The sequence below is a fragment of the Arthrobacter sp. Hb9-2 genome (genome assembly GCF_059091165.1).
The window spans coordinates 1-22,686 of the sequence record NZ_JBNHGJ010000034.1; the positions used below are offsets into that span (position 1 = coordinate 1).

Sequence of the window (22,686 nt, forward strand, 5' to 3'; positions counted from 1 at the left end):
CGCCGAATCCCCTGCCGCGGCCTCACCCGCATCAGAGGGCGAGCAGCCCTCACGTGCCCGCCGTTCCCGCACGCGCACCCGCCGCCGCAACGGCGAGGTAGTGGCCGGCAGCGACACAGCGGCACAGCCTGGCAGCACCGAGGCCTAACCCCCTCAATGACTGACACTGTCTGGGCGCCGGACGGCAGCAGCCTGGTGGTACACGCTGACAACGCGGAGTTCCTCCCCTCGCTGCCGGACGGCGCCTTCACACTGATATACGTGGATCCGCCGTTCAACACCGGCAGGGCCCAGCTGCGCCAGCAGACCACCATGGTGGCCAACGCCGACGGCACAGGCGACCGCGTAGGTTTCAAGGGGCGCTCCTACGACACGATCAAGGGAGCGCTGCACCGCTACGACGACGCGTTCAGCGACTACTGGTCCTTCCTGGAACCACGGCTCGTCGAGGCCTGGCGCCTGCTGGCCGAGGACGGCACGCTTTACCTGCACCTGGACTACCGCGAGGTGCACTACGCCAAGGTGATGCTGGACGCCATCTTCGGCCGCGAGTGTTTCCTGAACGAGATCATCTGGGCCTATGACTACGGCGCGCGGGCAAAAAACCGCTGGCCCACCAAGCACGACAACATCCTGGTCTACGTGAAAAACCCGGCCAAGTACCACTTCGACAGCGCCGAGGTGGACCGGGAACCCTACATGGCGCCCGGGCTGGTCACGCCCGCCAAGCGCGAGCTGGGCAAGCTGCCCACCGACGTGTGGTGGCACACCATCGTCTCCCCCACCGGCAAGGAAAAGACCGGCTACCCCACGCAGAAGCCCGAAGGGCTTGTCCGGCGCGTCGTGGCTGCGTCAAGCCGGCCCGGAGATTGGTGCCTGGACTTCTTTGCGGGTTCCGGCACGCTCGGCGCCGTCTCGGCGAAACTCGGCCGGAAGTTCGTGTGCGTGGACCAAAACCAGCCGGCTATTGACATCATGGCCAAGCGACTGGGTGCCCACGCCGAGTTCACGTCTTTCCCTCCCAACTAGGTAGCGCCAAGTGTCGTTTTGAGCTCCCACAACGACACGTGGCGCTACCTACGTGCCGTGTTCAGGGACGGACGACGGCGGTCCCGGTGGCCATGTCCTCAATCCGGGCCAGGACGTCCGCCCCCGTCAGGTTTTCCCCCAGCAGGTTGGGTTTGCCGGTGCCGTGGTAGTCGGACGAGCCGGTGATCAGCAGGTCATGCCTTGCGGCGAGCCGGCGCAGGAAGTCGCGGCCCTCCTCCGGATTGTCGCGGTGGTCGATCTCCAAGCCGGCCAGTCCGGCGTCGATCATCTCCTGGTAGACGCGCTCCCCCACAATGCGGCCCCGCGAGGAGGCTACCGGATGGGCAAACACGGGGACGCCTCCTGCCGCGCGGACCAGTTCGACGGCGGTGGCAGGGTCCGGCGCGTAATGCTGGATGAAGTAGCGGGAACGGGAGGTGAGGATGGACGCGAACGCCTCCGACCGGTCCTCCACCACCCCGGCGGCCACCAGCGCGTCGGCGATATGCGGACGCCCCAGCGTGGCACCCGGAGCAACGTGATGGATGACGTCGTCCCAAGTGAGCGGGTAGTCCTCGGCGAGGAGGGTGACCATCCGCTCGGCGCGGGTGTGCCGGGCATCCTTGGCCTTGGTGATCTCCTCCAGCAGCCCGGCATGTTCGGGGTCGTGCAGGTAGCTCAGGAGGTGGACACTGATGCCCTGTTCGGTCCGGCATGAGACCTCCATGCCGGGCACCAGTGCAACGCCGTGGTCCACTGCCGCAGTGGAGGCTTCCACCCAGCCTGCGGTGGAATCGTGGTCGGTCAGCGCCACCACGTCCAGCCCAGCGCGGGCAGCGGACGCCATCACGTCGGCGGGCTTTTCCGTGCCGTCGGAGACGTTGGAGTGCGCATGCAGGTCTATCCTCACGTTCCCAGCCTAGTAGACCGCGCATCCTCCGTTCATGCGGTATTCGCACAAGGCTTCGTGCTGGTGAGACGATGGTGCCGTGAACTCTGCCGATAACACCCCAGATTCTGCTTCCCAGCCCTTGGAAGAGCGGGTCAACAACCGCTCCCAGCGGCCCAGTTCCGACGCCTTTGAGGCCTTTATGGCCAGCAACTGGGCGCCGTCCAGCCAGGACCTCCCGGCGCGCGACGCCGTTGCCAGCCACGCCGCAACCCGGCGCAAGGCCATCTCGGACCAGTTCAAAGGCGAACGCCTGGTCATGCCGGCCGGCCCGCTGAAGGTCCGCTCCAACGACTGCGACTACCGCTTCCGCCCGCACTCGGGCTTTGCGCACCTCACCGGGCTTGGCCTTGACCACGAGCCGGACGCCGTCCTGATCCTGGAGCCCGTCGACGAAGGAAAGGGCGACGACGGCGGCAACCACCGCGCCACGCTCTACTTCCGGCCGCTCGCCGGGCGCGATACCGAACAGTTCTACGCCGATGCACGCTCAGGCGAGTTCTGGATCGGTGCCCGTCCTACGCTGGCCGAGTTCGAGGCCCGCCTCGGCCTGGCGACGGCACACATCGACCAGCTCGAGACCGCCATCACCAAGGACGTGGGCGCCCCTGAAATCGGCGGCATCTCCATCCGTCTGGTGCGCAAGGTGGACGACAACATCGACGCCCTTGTGGACACCGCCCGGTACAACACGGCGAAGGACCCCGACAACCTGGACCTTGCAGTCCTGGACGCGCTCGACGAAAAACTCAGCGAAGCCCTATCCGAGCTTCGCCTGCTCAAGGATGAGTGGGAAATCGAGCAGTTGAAGCTCGCAGTCGCCGCCACCGTGGAAGGTTTCGAAGAGGTTGTGAAGGCCCTCCCCCGGGCACTGACGCACGCCCGCGGTGAACGCGTTGTGGAGGGTGCATTCTTCGCCCGGGCCCGCGAGGTGGGCAACGAGCTGGGCTACGACACCATCGCGGCCTCGGGCAACAACGCCACCGTCCTGCATTGGACCCGCAACACCGGAAAGATTAATGCCGGGGAGCTCCTGCTGCTGGACGCGGGCGTGGAAGCAGACTCGCTGTACACCGCTGACATCACCCGTACCCTGCCGGCCACGGGAGTGTTCTCGGAAATCCAGCGCAAGGTGTACGAGGCTGTGCTGGACGCCGCAGACGCGGGGTTCGCCGCGGCACAGCCCGGCACCCGCTTCCGTGACATCCACACCGCCGCCACCACCGTCCTCGCGGAGCGCCTCGCCGAATGGGGCCTCCTGCCCGTCAGCGTCGAAGAGGCCATCAGCCCGGAGGGCCAGCAGCACCGCCGCTGGATGCCGCACGGAACCAGCCACCACCTGGGACTCGATGTGCACGACTGCGCACAGGCCAAACGCGAGCTGTACCTGGACGGCATCCTCACCGAAGGCATGGTGTTCACCATCGAACCGGGCCTGTACTTCAAGGAAGAGGACCTTGCCATCCCGGCCGAATACCGCGGGATCGGCGTGCGGATCGAGGATGACATCCTGATGACGGCAGAGGGTCCCGTGAACCTCAGTGCCGCGCTGCCGCGCAAGGCGGATGACGTGGAAAACTGGATGGCAGGCATCTACCGCGAAGCCGATGCCTCCAACTAAGCAGACAAAGAATCGGGGCCACCGGAATTCCGGTGGCCCCGATTTTTGCTTTCGGCTTTTCGCCCCAGACTACTGCCGTGAGTCGTCCGGGCGCTGATCGTCACCAGGGCGCCGATCCACGGGCCGCTGTCCCCCCGGCTGCCCGTCGCCGGGCTGTCCTGCAGACTGCTGCGCCGGCGTTTGCTGTTCGCCCGCCGCCGCGCCGGCCCCGGCTTCAGGACCCTGGGGAACCCGGACGCCGTACTGGGGCCGGCCATCTGGAAGGTCGGGATACCGCACCGCGCGCGCCGGTGTCGGCGCGGGCTGCTGCTGCGCCCCGGCGTCGGCCTGTTGCCCGGCGGGCGCGCCGTAAGCGGGGTTTTCCTGCACCTGGTTGCCGGCAGACTGGCCGTACGGATCGTTCCAGCCGGAAGGGCGGGCAGGACCCTGGCCGGGCTGCTGGTAGGGCTGGTTCGGGTAGTCCCGCTGCGTGTAGGGGCCGTTGCCCGCGGCGGCGTCGGAGCGGGTCATCGGCAGCTGCTGCAGCAGCCGGCGCGCCTCGTGGGCAGCTTCCGGCGACACGACGACGTCGTAGCTGGTGGCCACCACCTGGCTGGTGGACGTGAAGTCCCGCTTCCCGCGCTGCATGGCGTAGGTGACAATGCCGAAGAGCATAAAGAAGGCAGCACCCATCAGTACGGATGCCAGGATGGAGAAGTACCCCGGTGAGGGCGCAAAGAAGGAGAGCATCACACCCACGAAAAGGCCAAACCACATACCGCTCAGCGCCCCGGACAGAGCCACGCGCGGGTAGCTCAGGCGCCCCGTGACCCGCTCCACCATCTTCAGTTCGTTGCCCACGATGGATACCATGTGGACCGGGAACTGCTGGTCCGCGAGGTAGTCCACAGCCTTCTGGGCGTCCAGATAGGACGTGTAGGAGCCGACGGTGTCGCCGGTGGGAACCGCGCGGGCTTCGTCCACGCCGTTGGGCCCGCCAGCCTTGGGAGCGCCAAAAATGTTTGCCATAGTCCCATTCTTGCCCATGACTATGTGTGCTGCCTGTAAATTCAGCTAAAAGAGAGCAGACTCGGTAGCCTGTAGGAGTGAGCACAACTCCTACCCGCGTCTTCGTGGCGCGCCTGCTGGGCCTGGACGTCTTCGACCCTCTGGGCGACCGGCTGGGCCGGCTGCGCGATGTTGTTGTGCTCTCCCGCGGCACCCAGGGTGCCCCGCACGTGGTGGGCATCGTGGTGGAGGTTCCCGGAAAGAAACGGGTCTTCGTGCCCATGACGCGGATCACCTCCATAGACCAGACCCAGATCATCTGCACCGGCCTGGTCAACCTGCGCCGCTTCGAGCAGCGCGGCGCCGAAACCCTGGTGGTGGCGGAGATGTTCGACCGCCGTGTCACACTCCGGGACGGCAGCGGCGACGCCACTATCGAAGACATCGCCATGGACCAGCACCGCTCCCGCGACTGGTTCGTCAGCAAGCTTTTTGTCCGGCGGGGCCATTCCCTCTCGCCGTTGAGCAGGCTCCGCCGGAACGAAACCCTCATCATCGACTGGGCTGACGCTCTGCAGGGGCCCCGCACCGAGCCCCAGGCAGCCACCCAGTTCGTCGCGAACCACGAAGACCTCAAGCCCGCGGACTTCGCCGAAGCTCTCCAGGAGATGAGCGACAAGCGCCGCTTCGAGGTGGCCAGTGAGCTGCAGGACGAGCGCCTGGCCGACGTCCTCCAGGAGCTGCCCGAGGATGACCAGGTGGAGATCCTCTCCGCCCTGGACGTGCAGCGCGCCGCCGATGTCCTGGAGGAAATGGACCCTGACGACGCCGCCGACCTCCTCGGCGAGCTCCCTTCGGCCCAGGCGGAGGAACTGCTCCAGCTGATGGAGCCCGAGGGCGCTGAGGATGTGCGGCGCCTGCTGGAATACGACGAGGACACTGCCGGCGGCCTCATGACGCCGGTCCCGGTCATCCTGCCGCCTGAGGCCACGGTGGCCGAGGCACTGGCGCATGTCCGGCGCGAGGAGCTCTCCCCCGCGCTTGCATCGTCCATTTTTATTACCAGGCCTCCGCTGGAGACACCTACCGGGCGCTTCCTTGGCGTGGTCCACATCCAGCAGTTGCTTCGATACCCGCCGTTCGAACCGCTGGGAAACCTGGTGGACAAGAACCTTGAGCCGCTGTCCGACCAGGCCCACATCAGCGAAGTGGCACGGACCCTGGCTACCTATAACCTGAACTCCCTTCCGGTGGTCAACGACGCCGGCCGGCTTGTGGGGGCGGTGACTGTTGATGACGTTCTGGATCATCTGTTGCCGGACGACTGGCGAGCCCATGACGGCGAAGCCCCGATAAGAAGGCTCGGTGGCCGCATTGGCTGACATTGGCGCTCCCAAGAACCCCAACCTGCGGAACCCCGCCAAGGCGGCGGCGAAGGGCAGCCTCGACACGCCGCTGAGCGGCCGCCAGCGGATCCTGCCCAAGTTCTCCCCTGATCCGGATGCCTTCGGCCACGCCACCGAAGGCTTCGCCCGTTTCATGGGTACGCCGCAGTTCCTCGTCTACATGACGGTCTTCGTCGTCGTCTGGCTGGCCTGGAACACATGGGCACCGCTGGCTTGGCAGTTCGACTCCCGGGACCTCGGTTTCACCCTGCTGACCCTGATGCTGTCCCTGCAGGCGTCCTATGCGGCACCGCTGCTGCTGCTGGCCCAGAACCGCCAGGACGACCGTGATCGCGTCTCCCTCCAGCAGGACCGCCAGCGTGCTGAACGCAACCTGTCCGATACCGAATACCTGACCCGGGAACTGGCATCGTTGCGGATCGCGCTGCGTGAGGTGGCAACGCGCGACTACGTCCGCGCCGAGCTGCGCTCGCTGTTGGAAGACGTGCTGGAAGCCCAGGAAGAGCTCCGGACGCATGATCCGTCGGGGCAGGGGCAACATGAGTCCCCGCGCGACAAGGTGCGGGAGAAACTCAAGGAACAGCGTGACAGGCAGCGGAACCCCCGCACCCAACAGATTCCCCGGTTGAAGCCGGGGCACTCCACCCAGGACCGCTAAGGAGCACACCCATCAATAACACCTCGCTGGCCGGGGCAGTCAATGCCGCCCTGGCCACGGTCATCGATCCCGAACTCCGCCGTCCCATCACTGAGTTGGGCATGGTGGAGTCCGTCGACGTTTCCGACGACGGCAGGGCCACCCTGGTTGTCCTGCTCACTATCGCCGGCTGCCCGCTCCGGGACACCATCACAGCCGATGCGACGAAGTCGCTGCTGGCAGTTCCGGGAGTGGCCGCCGTCGACGTCGAACTGAAGGTGATGACGCAGGAGCAGCGTGATGCCCTCAAGGAGCTGCTCCGCGGGGCCGGCGGCCAGCGCGGCATCCCGTTCAACGAGCCCGGCTCCCTTACCAGGGTCTACGCGGTGGCCAGCGGCAAGGGCGGCGTGGGAAAGTCCTCCGTGACTGTCAACCTTGCCTGCGCCCTCGCTGCACAAGGGCTGCGGGTCGGAATTGTGGACGCCGACGTCTATGGCTTCTCGGTTCCCGGCCTGATGGGCATCAGCCAGGCGCCCACGCGGGTGGACGACATGATCCTTCCCCCGGTTGCATACGGCGTGAAGGTGATCTCCATCGGGATGTTCGTGAGCGGCAACCAGCCTGTAGCGTGGCGCGGACCCATGCTGCACCGGGCCCTTGAGCAGTTCCTGACGGATGTTTACTTCGGCGACCTGGACGCCCTGTTCCTGGACCTGCCGCCCGGCACCGGAGACATCGCCATCTCCGTCGCGCAACTGCTGCCCAAGGCGGAGATCCTGGTGGTTACTACGCCGCAGGCTGCCGCGGCCGACGTCGCCGAGAGGGCCGGCGCCATCGCAACCCAGACCGGGCAGTCCGTGGCCGGGGTGATCGAGAACATGTCCTACCTGGAAATGCCCGACGGCGGCAGGATGGAGCTGTTTGGAAGCGGCGGCGGGGCGGTCCTCGCGGAACGGCTGACAGCCACTGTGGGCACCGACGTGCCGCTGCTGGGGCAGATCCCGCTGGACATCCAACTGCGCGAGGGCGGCGACATGGGAGTACCCATCGTCCTCGGCCAGGCCGGAACGCCGGCGGCACAAGCGCTCTCGGACATCGCCGGCAGGCTGGCAGCAAAACCTCGGGGTCTGGCCGGCATGAAGCTTGGGCTGCAGCCCCGCTGAGTTCCTGCCAAGGCCTCCCCATGTCGGGTGGCTAGGTGGCTTCCGTATCGAAGGGGGCAGCTTCGCCCGGCGGAAGCGACTGAAGCACCCTCTCAGGCCGCTTCGGAGCGGCATCAGCCACCGCTACGGCGGCGGCGCCGGAGACGGCTGCGACGGCGGCAGGCGCACCGGCGCTGACGGGCTTGGCGTCATCGTCCAGGAGTGCCTCTTTGATGATGCGCCGGGGATCGTACTGGCGGGGGTCGTACTTCTTCCAGTCGACATCATCGATGTCGATTCCCACTTCTTCCTTGATCTGCTCCCGGGCGCCGGAAGCCATGCGGCGGACTTCCTTGACCAAGTTGGCCAGTTTCTGGGTGTATTCGGGCAGCCGTTGGGGACCGATCACGAGGACGCCAATGATCAGCAGAAGAAAGAACTCCGGGCCGTTGATTCCAAACACTTTAGGAAGATTACCCTCTCCGGGCTGCCAGTGACGATTCCCGCCCACGGGCGGTGGAAACTGTCCGCTTTACTGCGTAAAAAGGGCCACGATCTTGTTTACGCCGCGCTGCAGGCGCTGTACCACGGGTTCAGGATGCTGCGCAGGAGGTTCCGCCGGCGCTTCGGCTGCGACACCTTGGCCCGCCTTTTCGCTGAGGCGCTGAAGGATGGGCATGGCGTCGTCGGCCTGTTCCGCGGGGAGGTCGGAGACGTAGGTGAAGGTGCGGCCCTGCGTCCGAAAGGTTGCGGACCACGGCGAGGACGCCAGGATCTGCAACGTCGGGCCGGCCTGCCCCGAACCAGGTTCCTCTTCTGCGCCCCCGGGGTTATGCCGTTCCGTGATGGTCGCGTAATGGGTCCCGTCGGAGAGCTTCAGTTCGACGGCGGGGCGGCCCTCGAGCATCACGGCTTTCGCCGACTCGAGGTGGAATCCCATGGCCCCGAGCTCGGGGCACACCCAGCCTTCCGACCGCAGGCCCGACAACCTGTCCACGCTCAGGGTCCTCCCGTCAGCCGGCGTCTGGGCGGAGACCTGCGAGAGCGTGGCTCCGGCTGCAGCACCATCTGCCTGAAGCGGCTCACCGGCCACAGCAAAAGCGCCGGCAGCCAGCACACCCGCTGCGGCAACGGTGCCCCCTGCCGTCATGGCGAGCACCCGGACCGCTGCCCTGGATCCCTGGTGATGCGGGGCAGGAACCGGCGGCCGGGCTGCCAACTCCTGGGTCCTGGCCAGCAGCCGGGCGGTCAGGTCATCGCTGGCCGGCGGGATGGGCGCATCCCGCAGCCGCTCCAAGTACTGCCGCTCCCGGTGCAGGGCTGAAGCACATTCATGGCAGGACTGGATATGGCTGGCGGTGCGCTGATGCCTGCGGCTGAGCGGAAACTGGGGCCTCATGTGCCGTTCAGAGGATGCCGGCGATGCGCGGCAAGGACAGCTTGGGCCTGGACTGCTGCGGTCGCGGGTCACGGTGGGCCAGCTTTTCGCGGAGCATGGTGCGGCCACGGTGGATGCGGGAGCGCACCGTGCCGAGCTTGACGCCCAGGGCCTCGGCAACTTCGTCGTAGGACAGGCCTTCAAGATCACAAAGAACCACAGCTGCACGGAAGTCCGGCGGGAGTTCCTCGAGGGCGGCCTGGACATCAAGGTCCAGGTTGTTCAGCTCGAAGCTCTGCTCCGGGCCAGGTTCCCGCCCGGGGATCCTCGACTCAGCGTCCTCCGCGAGGGCGTCAAACCGGATGCGTGTTTTCCGCCGCGCCTGGTCAAGGAAGAGATTCGTGGTGATGCGGTGCAGCCAGCCGTCCAGCGTTCCGGGCTTGAAATTTTCCAGCGAACGGAAAACGCGGACAAACACCTCCTGGGTGAGGTCTTCGGCGTCGTACTTGTTTCCGGTCAGGCGGTAAGCCAGCCGGTAAACCTTCGCGGAGTGGTTAGTCACCACTTCTTCCCAAGTAGGGCGCACCCACTCGGACTCAGGCTTGTTTGCTGCAGGGACAGGTGCCACAACTGATGATGACATCGTCCACTCCCCTCGTGGAATGCTTACGCCCGGATACTGTTGACATCTCTAATTCGGCGCCGCCCACCCTATGGATGACCAGATAATAATCATTTCAAACTTGGCTGGGAATTTCCTGACTGCCGGGTAACTTCAGCCGTGGGCGCAACAGCCCGCCTTCCCGGCTGTTGCCGAACGACACAGTAGGCTGTAGAGGACAATCCCCCTGCCGCCCAGAAAGCGAAAACCCATGAGCGCCGACAAGTCCACCAGCTGGTCCTATGCAGAAGATCTGCCCGCTGAGGATGAGGTCATGCTGCGGGCCCGGGAACGTTCCTTTGAATTGGGCGTGACCCCCATCGGGCCCGGCGTGGGCGCCGTCCTCACCGTCCTCGCTGCCGCGTCGAAGGCGCAGACCGCCGTCGAAATCGGAACCGGTGCAGGCGTCTCGGGTGTCTGCCTGCTCCGCGGCCTCGGTCCGCACGCTGTCCTCACCACCATTGACGTGGACGTCGAACACCTCAAAGCCGCACGGGAAGCCTTCTCGGAGGCCGGCAGCCCGGCCAACCGCACCCGCACCATCTCCGGCCGCGCAGGGGACGTCCTGCCGCGCCTCACGGACAGCGCGTACGACCTGGTGTTCATCGACGCTGACAAGCCGGGACTTCCCGGTTATGTGGAGCAGGCCATCCGGCTCCTGAAACCCGCCGGGCTGCTGATCATCAACGATGCACTGGACAAGGACAAGGTAGCCAACCCTGCGGGCCGCGAGGCCACCACGGTGGTCCTGCGCCAGGTGGGGAAGAGCATTCGCGACGACGAGAGGCTGGCCTCCGCCATGCTTCCCACCGGCGACGGCCTGCTCGTGGCGGTCAAAAAATAAGACAGGATCCGCAGCCCGAAGGCTAGCGGACCCTGTCCGGCACAATTATTCGGTAACGCCGACCAGGCATTCCTTGAGGTTGGCCGCTTCGGCTGCATTCAGTTCGACCACCAGGCGCCCGCCGCCTTCGAGCGGGACGCGCATGATCAGGCTGCGGCCCTCCTTGGTGACTTCCATTGGGCCGTCGCCGGTGCGTGGTTTCATAGCCGCCATGAGGAATTCCCCTCCATTTAGTCCCAGGACTGATCAGCCCGGGTGGGCTGTGTCCGCATGTAGATCAAGCTGCCATGGCGGAGTGGATGGACACCGCCGGGGCTGCGCGTATTCTGAATGCTTATTGTCCTTGCTTACCTACCATTATCGCGGAATTACCCGCCCGTAGCTAATCGATGGACATTTATGGGCGGGTCCAATTTGCAGTCTGACCTGCACAGAAGCCGGGATTTCTACGGTGGATAATCCCCGCCGCCTGGCAGCTGCGCCCACGCCCACAGCCAGACAATCCACACGATCTGCAACAACACGAACATCACCACGACAGTTCCGCGGTAAGCCCGGGACCGTGACAGGAGCGCGGCACCCAGCGCCAGTGGGAAAAGCGGCAGCAGCATACGGAAAGTACTGGTCTGCGGGTGGAGGAACATCACCAGGTAGCCCATGTAGCAGGCGCACCACAGCCGAAGTTCGGCCCCGAGCCGAACTATCGGCGGAAGGTACAGCATCGCGCCGAAGAGCGCCACGAAAACGAAAGGCGCCACCACTCCGAGCACCGGGCCGAAGAGGTCGACGCCGGTGTCGAACCAGGGCTTGAACGGCACCAGATCCTGGCCCCGCCATACTGTTTCAGTCTTGGTATAGGCCTGGATGTCCCCCGTTGCCGCCCAGGCGGCCGCCGGCCACGCCAGCGCCGCGAGGCCTGCCACTGCCGTTAGAGCAGTAAGGGCCGCCAGGTCCCGGACGGAGTGCGGATCCGGTTCCCGGCCGCCCAGGCGCTGCACCAGCCGGTGGACCAGGAGGAGCCCCAGCATGGCCGCGAATGGAACGCCCACCGGACGCGAGAGGCACAGCATCACCACCACGGGGATCGCCCACAGGTACTGCCGCCGGACTACCAGCAGCAATGCGGCCGCGAGCAGCAACAGGGACAACGGTTCGGCATATGGCACCTGGAGCACCGCGGACACAGGGAAGGTGGCGAAGAACGTCACTGCCCACAGTGCCGGCCCGTGTGCTGCCTTATGCCGGAAAAGCGCATAGACCACCAGGGCGGCAGCCAAACCGGACAGCATGGCGATAATGGTCAGCGAAGCAGCAGGGGCCAACCCCGTCAGTCTGCTGAGCCCTCCTGCCAGCGACGGGTACAGGGGATAAAAGGCCCACGTATTCTCCTGGACATTGCCTGCGTCATCGACCGGAAGGGTGGCGGGATAACCGGTGGCGATAACCCTGCCGTACCACCGCGCGTCCCAGATGTTGATGAAGTTCCAGTAGTCGGGCTTGGCCGGGAACCAGGGGTTGGGCCCTTGGTGCAAGGCGGCAGCCATAAAAATCGCGGCGCTGACGGACCTGGCCGCGATGTAGACGGCCGAGACCTGCAACCACCAGGGCCAGCCGCGGACGGTTGCGCCGAAGCGGACGGCGAGCGCCTGGACCGACGCTGAAACGCCCGTTCCCCGCCGGGTGGCAGTGCTCACTCCCGGACCTCCCCGGCCCCTGCGCCGGCATGCCCATGGATTTCCGCCGCCGGCGGTTCCGCCTGTGCACCTGTCCCAGCCGCGGGCTCCGCCGCCGTTCCAGCGGCGGGCCCTGCATCTTCCATGGCCTCCAGCCTGGCCTTCAGGATCTCAACTTCCTGCCGGCTTGCCGCAAGCTGGTCCCTCAACTCATCGAGCACCTGGTCCACCTGGTCCATCCGGTAGCCCCGGAGGCCCAGCGAAAACCGCACGCGGTCCACGTCCTGTGGCGCCGCATTGGCTGGCAGGAGGACCGGGGGAAGGTTGGCGGGAGGCTGGTCAAGGCCGGCGTCCAGCAGGGCAGGCAGGGCGCGGCCGCCGGGCTTGCCGGAACGGCCCCCTGCACCGGCCCAGAGGACAGCGCCGATCAGGGCAACGGCAAGGAAGACCAGAAAAAAAGTCACTATCCCATCGTGCCAGACGTGGCCGCCTTTGTTATTCCGGGCGCTGTTCGCCGTTCAGGGAGGGCGTGACGGCCACGTGGAGCACCCGGTCCACCGCTTCCGCCGGGTCATCCACCACTTGGATCAGGTCCAGGTCCTTTTCCGAGACCATCCTCTCAGCCACGAGCGTGCCCCTGATCCAATCGATCATCGGGCCCCAGAAGTCGACGCCGAGCAGCACGATCGGGAAGGACGTCACCTTCCTGGTCTGCACCAGGACCATGGCTTCGAAGAGTTCATCCAGCGTGCCAAGGCCGCCAGGCAGGACGATGAATCCCTGCGCGTACTTTACGAACATGGTTTTGCGGGCAAAGAAGTACCGGAAGTTAATCCCCAGGTCCACCCATTGGTTCAGGCCCTGCTCGAAAGGGAGCTCAATGCCGAGTCCGACGGATACGCCGTTACCTTCAACGGCGCCGCGGTTGGCGGCTTCCATGGACCCCGGTCCGCCTCCGGTGATCACCGCGACGCCGGCCTCGGCCAGCTTCCGCCCCACCTCAACGCCCATCTCATAGTAGGGGCTGCCCGGCTTGGTCCGGGCTGAACCGAAGACGCTGACGGCCGGGCCGAGGTCAGCCAACGCCCCGAACCCCTCGACGAACTCGCTTTGGATCCTGAGCACGCGCCATGGGTCAGTGTGCACGAACTGGCCAGGGCCTTTGGTATCAAGCAAATGCTGGTCGGACATCTCCACGGACGCCTGCTTACGGCGAAGTTCAAGGGGTCCTTTACGGCGCGGCTGGGAGTTTTTGGCCGGATCTGCACTGATGCTCATTCCCCAAGGCTAACCTGCCTGCGGGAGGTATCTCTTGAATCACGATCCGCAGGAACTTGGGGTGATTCGCATCATAAGACGGCGTTGTTCGCTAGATTCTTCCTATGACTACTCATGTGCCCGGCGATGCCCTCGTCTCCCTGAACGCCGTAAATAAGCATTACGGCCAGCTGCACGTTTTAAAGGACATCAACCTGCAGGTCCGCAAAGGCGAGGTTGTCGTGGTCATCGGGCCGTCTGGCTCCGGTAAGTCCACGCTGTGCCGCGCCATCAACCGCCTCGAAACGATTGAAGGCGGCACTATCAGCATTGATGGAAAAGTCCTCCCCGCGGAAGGCAAGGAACTGGCACAGCTCCGGGCCGACGTCGGAATGGTCTTCCAGTCATTCAATCTCTTCGCGCACAAAACCATCCTCGAAAACGTCACCCTTGGTCCCATCAAGGTCAAGGGCGTTGCAAAGTCAACCGCGGACAAGGACGCCATGGCGCTGCTTGAACGGGTTGGCGTCGGACACCAGGCTCCGAAGCTTCCCGCACAGCTGTCCGGTGGCCAGCAGCAACGCGTTGCCATCGCCCGCGCCCTGGCGATGAAACCCAAGGTCATGCTTTTCGACGAGCCGACGTCGGCACTGGACCCCGAGATGATCAACGAGGTCCTGGACGTTATGATCCAGCTGGCCAAGGAGGGCATGACCATGATCGTGGTCACGCACGAGATGGGCTTCGCCCGCAAAGCCGCCGACCGGGTGGTCTTTATGGCGGACGGCCAGATCGTTGAGGACGCCACCCCTGAGGAGTTCTTCACCAATCCCAAGAGCGACCGCGCCAAGGATTTCCTCTCCAAGCTCCTCACCCACTGATTCACCTACGAACAAACACACAAGTTCGCACCCAGGCCGTGACCCACGGCCACCAATGAAAGGAATGTCATGAAGGCATTTATGACCCGGCGGAAGTCATTCTTCGTGGCGGCTACCGCTGCCCTCGCCCTGTCCCTGAGCGCATGTGGCGGAGGCGGAGCCGGTACCACCAGCGACCCCTCAGTTGAAGCAGCACCCACCTTCGCCGCCGGCACCACCATGGAAAAGCTCGCCTCGGCCGGAACCATCAAGATCGGTACCAAGTACGACCAGCCGCTCTTCGGCCAGGTGGGCCTGGACGGCAAGCCGGTGGGCTTCGACGTCGAAATCGGCAAGCTGATCGCCGCCAAGCTGGGCATCGCTGCCGACAAGATCGAATGGTCCGAGACGGTGTCAGCCAACCGCGAGCCGTTCATCGAGCAGGGCAAGGTTGACCTGGTGATCGCCACGTACACCATCAACGACAAGCGCAAGCAGGTTGTCAGCTTTGCCGGACCGTACTACGAAGCCGGCCAGGCACTGATGGTGAACAAGGACAACGACACCATCAAGACCCCCGAGGACGTCAAGGGCAAGAAGGTCTGCTCGGTCACTGGCTCGACCCCCGCCGCGACGATTGTGGACAAGTACGGTGCAGAGCTCGTCCCTGCAGCCACCTACTCCGCCTGCCTGGAGCCCCTTCGCAACAAGCAGGTTGAAGCAGTCACCACCGACAACGTGATCCTGGCCGGTTTCGTGGACAAGGAGCCGGACGCCTTCAAGCTCGCTTCGGACGAGACCTTTACGAAGGAGCCCTACGGCATCGGCCTGAAGAAGGACGACACCGAGTTCCGCAACTGGATCAACGACCAGCTCGAAGCGTTCCAGGAGGACGGGTCCTACAAGAAGGCATGGGAAGATACCGCAGGTTCAGTCATAAAGACTGCCCCTGAGCTGCCCGAGCTCGACCGTTACTAGGTAACGCCGCTAGTTGCCGGGGCTGTTCCGCAGCCCCGGCAACCACCGTCTCCGCTCCCGTCCACGCCCACATCCAAAGGATTTTATGGACGTCATTCTTGAAAACCTGCCCCTGTACTGGAACGGTTTTCTCCGCACGCTTTTCCTTTCCGCCGTTTCCGGAGTCATCGCCCTGGTTCTTGGCACGCTGCTGGCGGCAGCCAGGGTCTCCCCCGTAGCAGCACTCCGCGGGTTCAGCATGGTCTACGTGGAGGTTCTCCGGAACACCCCGCTGACCATCGCCTTCTTCTTCGCAGCGATCGTTCTCCCCCGGCTCGGCGTTACCTTCGAGCAGTTTGAGGTTGCAGCCATCATTGCCCTCAGTACCTACACCGCAGCGTTCATCGCCGAAGCTGTCCGCTCGGGTGTCAACAGTGTTCCCGTTGGCCAGGCCGAAGCCGCCCGCAGCATCGGCATGAACTTCGGGCAGGTCCTGAACCTCATCATCCTCCCGCAGGCCCTTCGGACGGTGGTCCCGCCGTTGATCAACATCCTGATCGCTTTGGTAAAGAACTCTTCGGTGGCCGGCGCGTTCTTCGTCCTGGAACTGTTCGGCTACGGCCGCCAGTTGGCCAACGCCAACGGTGACGCCGTGATCCCCGTGCTGCTGGGCGTTGCGTTCTTCTATCTGCTCCTCACCGTTCCGCTGGGCATCCTCGCCAGCACGGTGGAACGAAAGGTGGCGATTGCCCGATGACCTCGGTACTTTATGACGTTCCCGGCCCGAAGGCCCGGCGGATATCCCTGATTGGTTCGATCGTCGGTTCCCTGCTGATCCTGGGCCTGCTTGCCTGGATCATCATGACCTTTGCCCAGCAGGGCATTTTTGAAGGGCGCCGGTGGGCCATCTTCACCCGTGCAGACGTGTGGACACTCCTGGGCAACGGATTGAGCGCAACCCTCAGCGCCGCGGCTTTGGCAGCAGTGATCGCCTTCCCGCTCGGCCTCCTGCTGTGCCTGTTGCGCATCTCGGATGCAGCCTTCATCCGCGTCCCTGTCCGGGTGCTGCTGGAGTTCCTCCGCGGCATGCCGGTAGTCCTGATGATGCTCTTCATCCTGCTGGGGTTCGGAACCTCGCCGTTCATTGCCGTTGTCACCGGCCTGGTGCTTTACAACTCGGCAGTGTTCGCGGAAATCATCCGTGCGGGCATCCAGTCGCTTCCCAAGGGGCAGCGGGAAGCCGGCCTGGCCATTGGCCTGACCAGCTTCAAGTCCCGCATGCTGATCGAGCTGCCGCAGGCCATCCGGCGCATGATGCCCTCGCTCGTAGCCCAGATGGTGGTCCTCCTGAAGGACACTTCACTCGGCTATATCGTGGCGTACGGCGAGCTGCTGCGTGCCGTGCAGGTGATGGCTGACTTCCTGGGTACACAGTTCCTGTTCCCCATCTTCTTCGTGGCAGCGGCGATCTACATTGCCATCAACATCTGCGTTTCACGCATCGCAGTGTGGATCGAGCGCCGCGGATCCAAGAAGGCGGCAGGCGGCGTGGCCAAGGCCGAACCCGAAAAAGCCGAAGCACCCGTCCCCTGATACCTTCCTGCAACAGTGGCCCGGACCTTTGGTCCGGGCCACTGCCATTTAAGTCAGGCTGCCAGCCAGTCCTGCAGCGCGTGCAGGCACTTACGAATGGCGTCGGCATGGACGTGCTCGTTGTCCTTATGGGCCAGCAGGGCATCCCCCGGCCCGAAGTTCACCGCCGGGATCCCCAGTGCACTGAACCGCGCGACGTCGGTCCAGCCGTATTTGGGCTTTGGCTCGGCTCCGACGGCGGCAACGAAGGAAGCGGCCGCGGGGTGCTGGAGCCCCGGGCGTGCACCGGCGGCAGCGTCGGTGCGGACGACGTCGAAGCCTTTAAGAAGTTCCCGCACCACCGCTTCTGCCTGGTCGGGGGTCTTGTCCGGTGCAAAGCGGTAGTTGATCTCCACCACGCACCGGTCTGGAATAACATTGCCGGCGGTGCCACCGTTGATTTTTACCGCGTTGAGGCTCTCGCGGTATTCCAGCCCGTCCACGTTGACAGTGCCAGGTTCGTAGGCCGCCAGCCTGGCCAGGATGGGTGCCGCTGCATGGATGGCGTTGCTGCCCATCCATGCCCGGGCCGAGTGCGCTGCCTCGCCCACTGTTGTTGCCTCAAACCGGCTTGTCCCGTTGCAGCCGCCCTCCACCGTGCCGTCGGTCGGTTCCAGCAGGATGGCGAAGTCGCCGCCAAGCAGGTTGCCATGGTTGCGCACCAGCCGGCCCAGGCCGCTCTTCACGGCCTCCACTTCCTCGTGGTCGTAGAAAACAAAGGTGACGTCCCGCTTGGGCGCCGCCCCGCCGTCGAACATTGTGGCGGCAAGCGCCAGCTGAACCGCGACGCCGCCCTTCATGTCGGTGGCACCGCGGCCGTACAGCACGCCCTCCCCGGGCACCCCGGATTCCCAGCTGGATGGAACCGTACCCCTGGACCCTTCAGTCAGGGGCAGCGGAACGGTATCGAGGTGGCCTGCCAGGATGACGCGTTCGGCGTTCCCCAGCTCCGTGCGGGCAATGATCGAGTCGCCGTCGCGGACAACGTGCAGGCCCGGAATGGTCAGCAGGGCCGCTTCCACGGCATCGGCCAACGCGGTCTCATTTCCGGACACGCTGTTGATGTCCATGATGGCGGCGGTCAGGAGCGCAACGTCCTGGCGCAGGTCGAGCGGAAGGGTGGAAGGTCCGGGGGCGGTTTCGGCAGTCACGGAGCCAGTCTAGTTCGGAGCAGGTCCCCCGCCATCGATAGACTGGGGCCATGACTGAAACTGCTTCCTCCGCTGTGCCCGAAACCCAGAACGCCCCCACCGAAGAACGCTCCGCCTACGGCTTCGGCGTGGCCACCATTGCGTCCGCCAAGGGCAACGCAGATGATGCCACCGTCCTGGACGTCTGGTTCCCGGCCCCGGCCCTGGGTGTAGCCGCCGAAAACCTGCGTGCAGTGGAGAACGCGGATGACGTTCTCACCCGGATCGCCGAAGCCGGCACCGATGAGGACCGCGGCACGGAGCAGAAGGTGGTCTTTGTGCAGATCAACCTCGATGAAGCCCCGGCCGACACCGCGGACGCCTACCTTCGCCTGCACCTGCTCTCGCACCGCCTGGTCCGGCCGAACACCATCAACCTGGACGGCATCTTCGGCAAGCTGCCGAACGTTGTGTGGACCAACTTCGGACCCGCCGCGGTGGAGGGCTTCGAACTGACCCGCGCCCGGCTGCGCCGGCGCGGGGCAGTCACCGTGTACGGCATCGACAAGTTCCCCCGCATGGTGGACTACGTGGTCCCCACGGGCGTCAGGATCGCCGACGCCGACCGCGTGCGCCTGGGTGCACACCTCGCCGAAGGCACTACGGTCATGCACGAAGGCTTCGTCAATTTCAACGCGGGCACGCTGGGCACTTCCATGGTCGAAGGCCGGATTTCCGCGGGTGTAGTGACCGGTGACGGCAGCGACGTCGGCGGCGGAGCGTCCATCATGGGCACGCTGTCCGGCGGCGGCAAAGAGAAGATCACCATCGGTGAGCGCGTACTGCTCGGCGCGAACTCCGGCGTCGGCATCAGCATCGGCGACGACTCGGTGGTGGAAGCCGGTCTCTATGTCACGGCAGGAACCCGGGTGCGCGTACCTGGTCCCAAGGACGAGGTGGGCGAAGACACCACCAAGATCGTTAAGGCCGCGGAGCTCTCCGGCGTCCCCAACCTGCTGTTCCGCCGCAACTCCACCAACGGTGCTGTGGAGGTCCTTCCCCGTGCGGGCCAGACCGTGGAACTGAACGACGCCCTGCACGCCAACTGATCCCTATGGCACGAAGCCGAGGCCTGCGCAGGCTCCTGGTGCTGCTGCTCACCCTCGCACTGGTGATCGGCGGCGTCTATGCGGCGGTGTTTTTTGTGCAGCGTTCCGAAACCCTTGTTTCGGAACGCTGCATCGCCGTCGTGGGCGGAGGAACGGCAGAGCTGGCACCCGACCAGGCGGTATACGCTTCCCTGATCACCGCCGTCGCTGTCCAGCGGGGGCTCCCGCCGCGGGCCGCGACCATAGCGCTGGCCACCGCAATGCAGGAGTCCAAGCTGCGAAACATCGACCACGGAGACCAGGCAGGCCCTGATTCGCGGGGGCTGTTCCAGCAGCGCCCGTCCCAGGGCTGGGGCAGCGAGGCGCAGGTCATGGACCCGTACTATGCAGCAAACGCCTTTTACGACGCTTTGGTCCAAATCTCGGGCTATGAGTCGATGGAGATCACCGAAGCGGCGCAGCGGGTCCAGCGGTCCGCTTTCCCCACCGCCTATGCGCAGCATGAGCAGATGGGGCGCTTTTTTGCCTCCGGACTGTCCGGCCAGACGCCCGAAGCCGTTCAATGCACACTCCGCTCCGCATCGGCTGCCGGAGACCCTGGCGCCGTTTCGGCGGGACTGGCCCAGGCCTACGGGCCGTTGGCCACGGCTGTGGAAGGCCAGACGCTGGTGGTGGAAGCCACCGGCAGCCAGGCCTGGTCGGTTGCCCAGTGGGCCGTGGCAAACGCCAAGGGGTATGAAGTGACGCAGGTACAGGTGGCTGGACGGACCTGGGACCGTGGACAGCGGAACGGCTGGCAGGAATCATCAGGCTCTGACGGCCAGGTCCGGATCACTGTGTCACCGGTTGGCGTCGAGGGCTGAACCGGCTGGCCGTCCTAAGCCAGGATCTCCACCACCGGTTGGACATAGCTGCGGAACAGCTCGGGCTGGCCCATCAGCTCGTGGCTCATGATGATTTTGTCCGGCTCGAGGTACCAGGCCCGCTGCTCATTCAGAGGCAGCTCGATGATGGTCAACTTGAAGTCGCGGGCGTCCCGCCCTACCTCCAACAGCCTGTCATCAACCATGTCCTCCAGCAGCTGGTCTGTACCGATGGCAGCCCGCTCTGCTTCCAGCTCGGCGTATTCGCTCCTGCGCTCCCGCGCCCAGGTGAGGGCAGAGCCGAAGTGCGCCTGCAGTACACGCTGCAGCGCCGGCGAATTGCCAAAGGCCTCAAAATCAGGCGGCGACAGTTCCGGCGACGTCTGGGGATGGGCCTTCAGTAACTGCGCCCACCAGGCCTCCCACTCCGTCTTAAGCCCGCTCAGGCCACCAACATCGGCAGTGAGGTGGGAATGGTCTGCAGGGCGGATTTTGGGCGCGGCATGCGACAGGGCCGGATGGCCGGCGCCGTCCAGCCCGGCTGCATCGCGGACGTACAGGGCGATCATCATCGGTCCGGACGTGTCGGTGGTGATCTGCCAGCCGGAACCGCCTGTTTGGTGCATCCGAAATCCTTCCCTGGCGCGTTGTGACCGGGCCTGTTGATCCGGTGTCACGCCCCCGGTTATCAGTCTATTCCCCATGTTCGATGACGTTAACGGCAGTCACGCCGCAAGCCCGTCAAGGTGCCGCTCCAACACCTCCCTGCAGATGCCGGCCGTCATCCAGGCCGGCTGGAGCAGGGCATGCATACATAGTCCGTCGAGGGTCGCCAGGAGTCTTTCAGCCTCCACCACCAGTGCTTCCTCGGGTTCACCGGCGGGCATCAGGGTGGTGATGGTGCGTCCCATCAAGGCCGCGACTTCCCGGTGGCTGCGATCTGCCTCCGCTGCAAGGAAGGGTCTGATCCTGGCGGCGTTCCGAAAGGCCATCCAGACACAGGCCTCCACAGCCCGCCGTTCATCCAGCGGCAGCAGTTCGCCCAAGAGTGTTAAAACCGCTTCCCGGTGTTCAGGGCTTGCGGGCGGGTTCTTCTCCAAGGCGGGCAGGGCTTCAACCAGCCTGGCAACGATACGGTCGACGACGGTCGCAAAGGAATGCGTGAGCAGCTCCTCGCTTCCCGCGAAGTAGTGCCTTACGGACCCCACGGCCAGCCCCGCCTCGTCTGCCACTTCCCGGAGCGACGCCTTTTCCAGCCCGTCCACTGCGATGATCCGCCAGACCGCTTCAACCACGTCCTGGCGCCGGGCTTCGGCATTGACAATTTTAGGCACTCCATTTTTTAACACATCTGTGCTGAATAGAGAATCCGGCCCGCCGCCAGTTCCGTAAACCCCGGCCTGCTGCCCGTTATCCGGGACACATCGGCGGCAGCCCGCCCAGTTGGGATAGCGTTGGAGGCATGAAAATACTGGTCACAGGGGGAACCGGCTACATCGGGTCCCACACTGTTCTGTCCCTGCAGGAAGCCGGCCATGATGTGGTGGTCATCGACAACCTCGTGAACTCCAGCGAAGAGTCGCTCCGGCGGGTTGCGGAACTCACCGGCAAGACAGCGGAGTTCCACAACGTCGACCTCGTGGACGAGGCCGCCGTGGAAAAAGTGTTTGCCGGCGACACCATCGACGCGGTGATCCACTTCGCCGGGCTGAAGGCCGTGGGCGAGTCAGTGCGCGAGCCGCTCAACTACTATTACAACAACCTGGTGGGCACCCTGAACCTCATCCGGGTCATGGACCGGCACAACGTCCGCTCCATCGTCTTCAGCTCCTCAGCCACCGTCTACGGCGAGCATAACCCCATCCCCTACGTGGAAAAGATGGAGATCGGGGCCAACAACCCTTACGGCCGCACCAAGGAACAGATCGAGGACATCCTCTCGGACCTGGGTTCAGCGGACAGCCGCTGGCATATAGCCCTGCTGCGCTACTTCAACCCTGTGGGAGCCCACCCCTCCGGACGGATAGGCGAGGATCCCCAGGGTATCCCGAACAACCTGGTGCCGTTCATCGCCCAGGTAGCGGTAGGCCGGCGCGAAAAGCTTATGGTCTTCGGCGGCGACTATGACACCCCGGACGGCACCTGCCTGCGCGACTACATCCACGTCGTCGACCTCGCTGAAGGCCACGTGGCCGCACTGAACCACGTGGCGGACCGCGCCGGCGTCTTCCGCTGGAACCTCGGTTCCGGCAAGGGCTCCTCGGTGCTGGAGGTCCTGCGCTCCTTCGAGAAGGCAGTGGGCAAGCCAATCCCGTACGAAATCACGGGCCGCCGCGCCGGCGACCTGCCGGCGTTCTGGGCCGACGCCACCTCCGCCTTGGCAGACCTCAGCTGGTCCACCACCAAGACAGTGGATGAAATGTGCGAGGACCACTGGCGCTGGCAGAAAAACAACCCCCAGGGCTACAACTCCTGAGGCAACGTGGTCCCATTACAAGAAAGCGGCCGCCCACCTCCTGGAGGTGGGCGGCCGCCGTCGTAATTCAGGCTG

25 protein-coding genes are annotated in these 22,686 nt (G+C 65.0%); 13 read left to right on the plus strand and 12 right to left on the minus strand.

Annotated elements, in window-relative coordinates:
- Positions 1–156: 156 nt before the first annotated feature.
- Positions 157–1,029 (plus strand): DNA-methyltransferase, encoded by an 873-nt coding sequence (locus AC5RV1_RS16940; protein ID WP_493946684.1) that lies wholly within the window; start codon positions 157–159, stop codon positions 1,027–1,029.
- Between the two features lie 61 nt (positions 1,030–1,090).
- Here AC5RV1_RS16940 and AC5RV1_RS16945 read toward each other — a convergent pair whose 3' ends face one another.
- Positions 1,091–1,939, minus strand: a complete 849-nt coding sequence (locus tag AC5RV1_RS16945; RefSeq protein ID WP_493995362.1) for a PHP domain-containing protein — start codon at positions 1,937–1,939, stop codon at positions 1,091–1,093.
- 79 nt (positions 1,940–2,018) lie between these two features.
- On the opposite strand from AC5RV1_RS16945, the gene AC5RV1_RS16950 reads away from it, so the two are divergent.
- Positions 2,019–3,599, plus strand: a complete 1,581-nt coding sequence (locus AC5RV1_RS16950; protein WP_493995363.1) for an aminopeptidase P family protein — start codon at positions 2,019–2,021, stop codon at positions 3,597–3,599.
- A gap of 69 nt (positions 3,600–3,668) precedes the next feature.
- Here the strand turns inward: AC5RV1_RS16950 and AC5RV1_RS16955 are convergent, their stop codons facing one another.
- Positions 3,669–4,607, minus strand: coding sequence for a YflT domain-containing protein (locus AC5RV1_RS16955; RefSeq protein ID WP_493946687.1), 939 nt, complete (start codon positions 4,605–4,607; stop codon positions 3,669–3,671).
- Positions 4,608–4,684: 77 nt separating this feature from the next.
- On the opposite strand from AC5RV1_RS16955, the gene AC5RV1_RS16960 reads away from it, so the two are divergent.
- The 3 genes from AC5RV1_RS16960 to AC5RV1_RS16970 are packed head-to-tail and all read left to right on the plus strand — an operon-like array spanning position 4,685 to position 7,792.
- Complete coding sequence (locus tag AC5RV1_RS16960) at positions 4,685–5,968, plus strand: magnesium transporter MgtE N-terminal domain-containing protein (RefSeq protein ID WP_493946688.1); 1,284 nt, start codon at positions 4,685–4,687, stop codon at positions 5,966–5,968.
- On the plus strand, positions 5,952–6,650 hold the full coding sequence (locus AC5RV1_RS16965; protein WP_493995364.1) for a DUF1003 domain-containing protein: 699 nt from the start codon (positions 5,952–5,954) through the stop codon (positions 6,648–6,650). Before AC5RV1_RS16960 ends, AC5RV1_RS16965 begins: the two co-directional genes overlap by 17 nt.
- An 11-nt stretch (positions 6,651–6,661) precedes the next feature.
- Positions 6,662–7,792, plus strand: a complete 1,131-nt coding sequence (locus AC5RV1_RS16970) for an Mrp/NBP35 family ATP-binding protein (protein WP_493995390.1) — start codon at positions 6,662–6,664, stop codon at positions 7,790–7,792.
- Between the two features lie 31 nt (positions 7,793–7,823).
- Here the strand turns inward: AC5RV1_RS16970 and AC5RV1_RS16975 are convergent, their stop codons facing one another.
- From AC5RV1_RS16975 to sigE, 3 genes are all read right to left on the minus strand, one after another.
- The gene (locus tag AC5RV1_RS16975) at positions 7,824–8,234 is read right to left on the minus strand and encodes a twin-arginine translocase TatA/TatE family subunit (RefSeq protein ID WP_163162166.1); all 411 of its coding nucleotides are present in this window, start codon (positions 8,232–8,234) and stop codon (positions 7,824–7,826) included.
- Positions 8,235–8,303: 69 nt separating this feature from the next.
- Positions 8,304–9,170 carry an anti-sigma factor gene (locus tag AC5RV1_RS16980; RefSeq protein ID WP_493946690.1) on the minus strand — a complete coding sequence of 289 codons (867 nt, stop codon included), beginning with the start codon at positions 9,168–9,170 and terminating at the stop codon, positions 8,304–8,306.
- Between the two features lie 7 nt (positions 9,171–9,177).
- Positions 9,178–9,792: an RNA polymerase sigma factor SigE gene (gene sigE / locus AC5RV1_RS16985; RefSeq protein WP_163162164.1), complete on the minus strand. Its 615-nt coding sequence runs from the start codon at positions 9,790–9,792 to the stop codon at positions 9,178–9,180.
- A 229-nt stretch (positions 9,793–10,021) separates the two neighbouring features.
- Here sigE and AC5RV1_RS16990 point away from each other — a divergent pair, with 229 nt between their 5' ends.
- The gene (locus AC5RV1_RS16990; protein WP_493946691.1) at positions 10,022–10,654 is read left to right on the plus strand and encodes an O-methyltransferase; all 633 of its coding nucleotides are present in this window, start codon (positions 10,022–10,024) and stop codon (positions 10,652–10,654) included.
- 45 nt (positions 10,655–10,699) lie between these two features.
- On the opposite strand, the gene AC5RV1_RS16995 is transcribed toward AC5RV1_RS16990, so the two are convergent.
- The 4 genes from AC5RV1_RS16995 to AC5RV1_RS17010 form a co-directional block, all read right to left on the minus strand.
- Positions 10,700–10,867 (minus strand): DUF3117 domain-containing protein, encoded by a 168-nt coding sequence (locus AC5RV1_RS16995; RefSeq protein ID WP_009357720.1) that lies wholly within the window; start codon positions 10,865–10,867, stop codon positions 10,700–10,702.
- 233 nt (positions 10,868–11,100) lie between these two features.
- Positions 11,101–12,348, minus strand: coding sequence for a hypothetical protein (locus tag AC5RV1_RS17000; protein ID WP_493995365.1), 1,248 nt, complete (start codon positions 12,346–12,348; stop codon positions 11,101–11,103).
- A complete protein-coding gene (locus AC5RV1_RS17005) occupies positions 12,345–12,791 on the minus strand; it encodes a DivIVA domain-containing protein (RefSeq protein WP_493995366.1) in 447 nt (148 codons plus the stop codon). Before AC5RV1_RS17005 ends, AC5RV1_RS17000 begins: the two co-directional genes overlap by 4 nt.
- Before the next feature lie 31 nt (positions 12,792–12,822).
- Complete coding sequence (locus AC5RV1_RS17010) at positions 12,823–13,605, minus strand: LOG family protein (RefSeq protein ID WP_493946694.1); 783 nt, start codon at positions 13,603–13,605, stop codon at positions 12,823–12,825.
- A gap of 104 nt (positions 13,606–13,709) precedes the next feature.
- Between AC5RV1_RS17010 and AC5RV1_RS17015 the strand changes: the two genes are divergently transcribed.
- The 4 genes from AC5RV1_RS17015 to AC5RV1_RS17030 all read left to right on the plus strand — a co-directional run bounded on the left by AC5RV1_RS17015 (position 13,710) and on the right by AC5RV1_RS17030 (position 16,994).
- Positions 13,710–14,465: an amino acid ABC transporter ATP-binding protein gene (locus AC5RV1_RS17015; protein WP_493946695.1), complete on the plus strand. Its 756-nt coding sequence runs from the start codon at positions 13,710–13,712 to the stop codon at positions 14,463–14,465.
- Positions 14,466–14,534: 69 nt separating this feature from the next.
- Positions 14,535–15,422, plus strand: coding sequence for a glutamate ABC transporter substrate-binding protein (locus AC5RV1_RS17020; RefSeq protein WP_493946696.1), 888 nt, complete (start codon positions 14,535–14,537; stop codon positions 15,420–15,422).
- Between the two features lie 85 nt (positions 15,423–15,507).
- Positions 15,508–16,158 carry an amino acid ABC transporter permease gene (locus AC5RV1_RS17025; protein WP_163162150.1) on the plus strand — a complete coding sequence of 217 codons (651 nt, stop codon included), beginning with the start codon at positions 15,508–15,510 and terminating at the stop codon, positions 16,156–16,158.
- Complete coding sequence (locus AC5RV1_RS17030) at positions 16,155–16,994, plus strand: amino acid ABC transporter permease (protein WP_493995367.1); 840 nt, start codon at positions 16,155–16,157, stop codon at positions 16,992–16,994. Before AC5RV1_RS17025 ends, AC5RV1_RS17030 begins: the two co-directional genes overlap by 4 nt.
- A 53-nt stretch (positions 16,995–17,047) precedes the next feature.
- On the opposite strand, the gene dapE is transcribed toward AC5RV1_RS17030, so the two are convergent.
- On the minus strand, positions 17,048–18,184 hold the full coding sequence (dapE, locus tag AC5RV1_RS17035) for a succinyl-diaminopimelate desuccinylase (RefSeq protein WP_493995368.1): 1,137 nt from the start codon (positions 18,182–18,184) through the stop codon (positions 17,048–17,050).
- Between the two features lie 50 nt (positions 18,185–18,234).
- Between dapE and dapD the strand changes: the two genes are divergently transcribed.
- Together dapD and AC5RV1_RS17045 are read left to right on the plus strand one after the other, a co-directional pair.
- On the plus strand, positions 18,235–19,272 hold the full coding sequence (gene dapD / locus AC5RV1_RS17040; protein ID WP_493995369.1) for a 2,3,4,5-tetrahydropyridine-2,6-dicarboxylate N-succinyltransferase: 1,038 nt from the start codon (positions 18,235–18,237) through the stop codon (positions 19,270–19,272).
- Between the two features lie 5 nt (positions 19,273–19,277).
- On the plus strand, positions 19,278–20,135 hold the full coding sequence (locus AC5RV1_RS17045) for a transglycosylase SLT domain-containing protein (RefSeq protein ID WP_493995370.1): 858 nt from the start codon (positions 19,278–19,280) through the stop codon (positions 20,133–20,135).
- A gap of 14 nt (positions 20,136–20,149) precedes the next feature.
- Here the strand turns inward: AC5RV1_RS17045 and AC5RV1_RS17050 are convergent, their stop codons facing one another.
- Together AC5RV1_RS17050 and AC5RV1_RS17055 are read right to left on the minus strand one after the other, a co-directional pair.
- A complete protein-coding gene (locus AC5RV1_RS17050; protein WP_493946701.1) occupies positions 20,150–20,761 on the minus strand; it encodes a hypothetical protein in 612 nt (203 codons plus the stop codon).
- Between the two features lie 99 nt (positions 20,762–20,860).
- Positions 20,861–21,469 (minus strand): TetR/AcrR family transcriptional regulator, encoded by a 609-nt coding sequence (locus AC5RV1_RS17055; protein ID WP_493995371.1) that lies wholly within the window; start codon positions 21,467–21,469, stop codon positions 20,861–20,863.
- A gap of 128 nt (positions 21,470–21,597) precedes the next feature.
- On the opposite strand from AC5RV1_RS17055, the gene galE reads away from it, so the two are divergent.
- Positions 21,598–22,611 carry a UDP-glucose 4-epimerase GalE gene (gene galE, locus AC5RV1_RS17060; protein ID WP_493946703.1) on the plus strand — a complete coding sequence of 338 codons (1,014 nt, stop codon included), beginning with the start codon at positions 21,598–21,600 and terminating at the stop codon, positions 22,609–22,611.
- Positions 22,612–22,686: the final 75 nt, after the last annotated feature.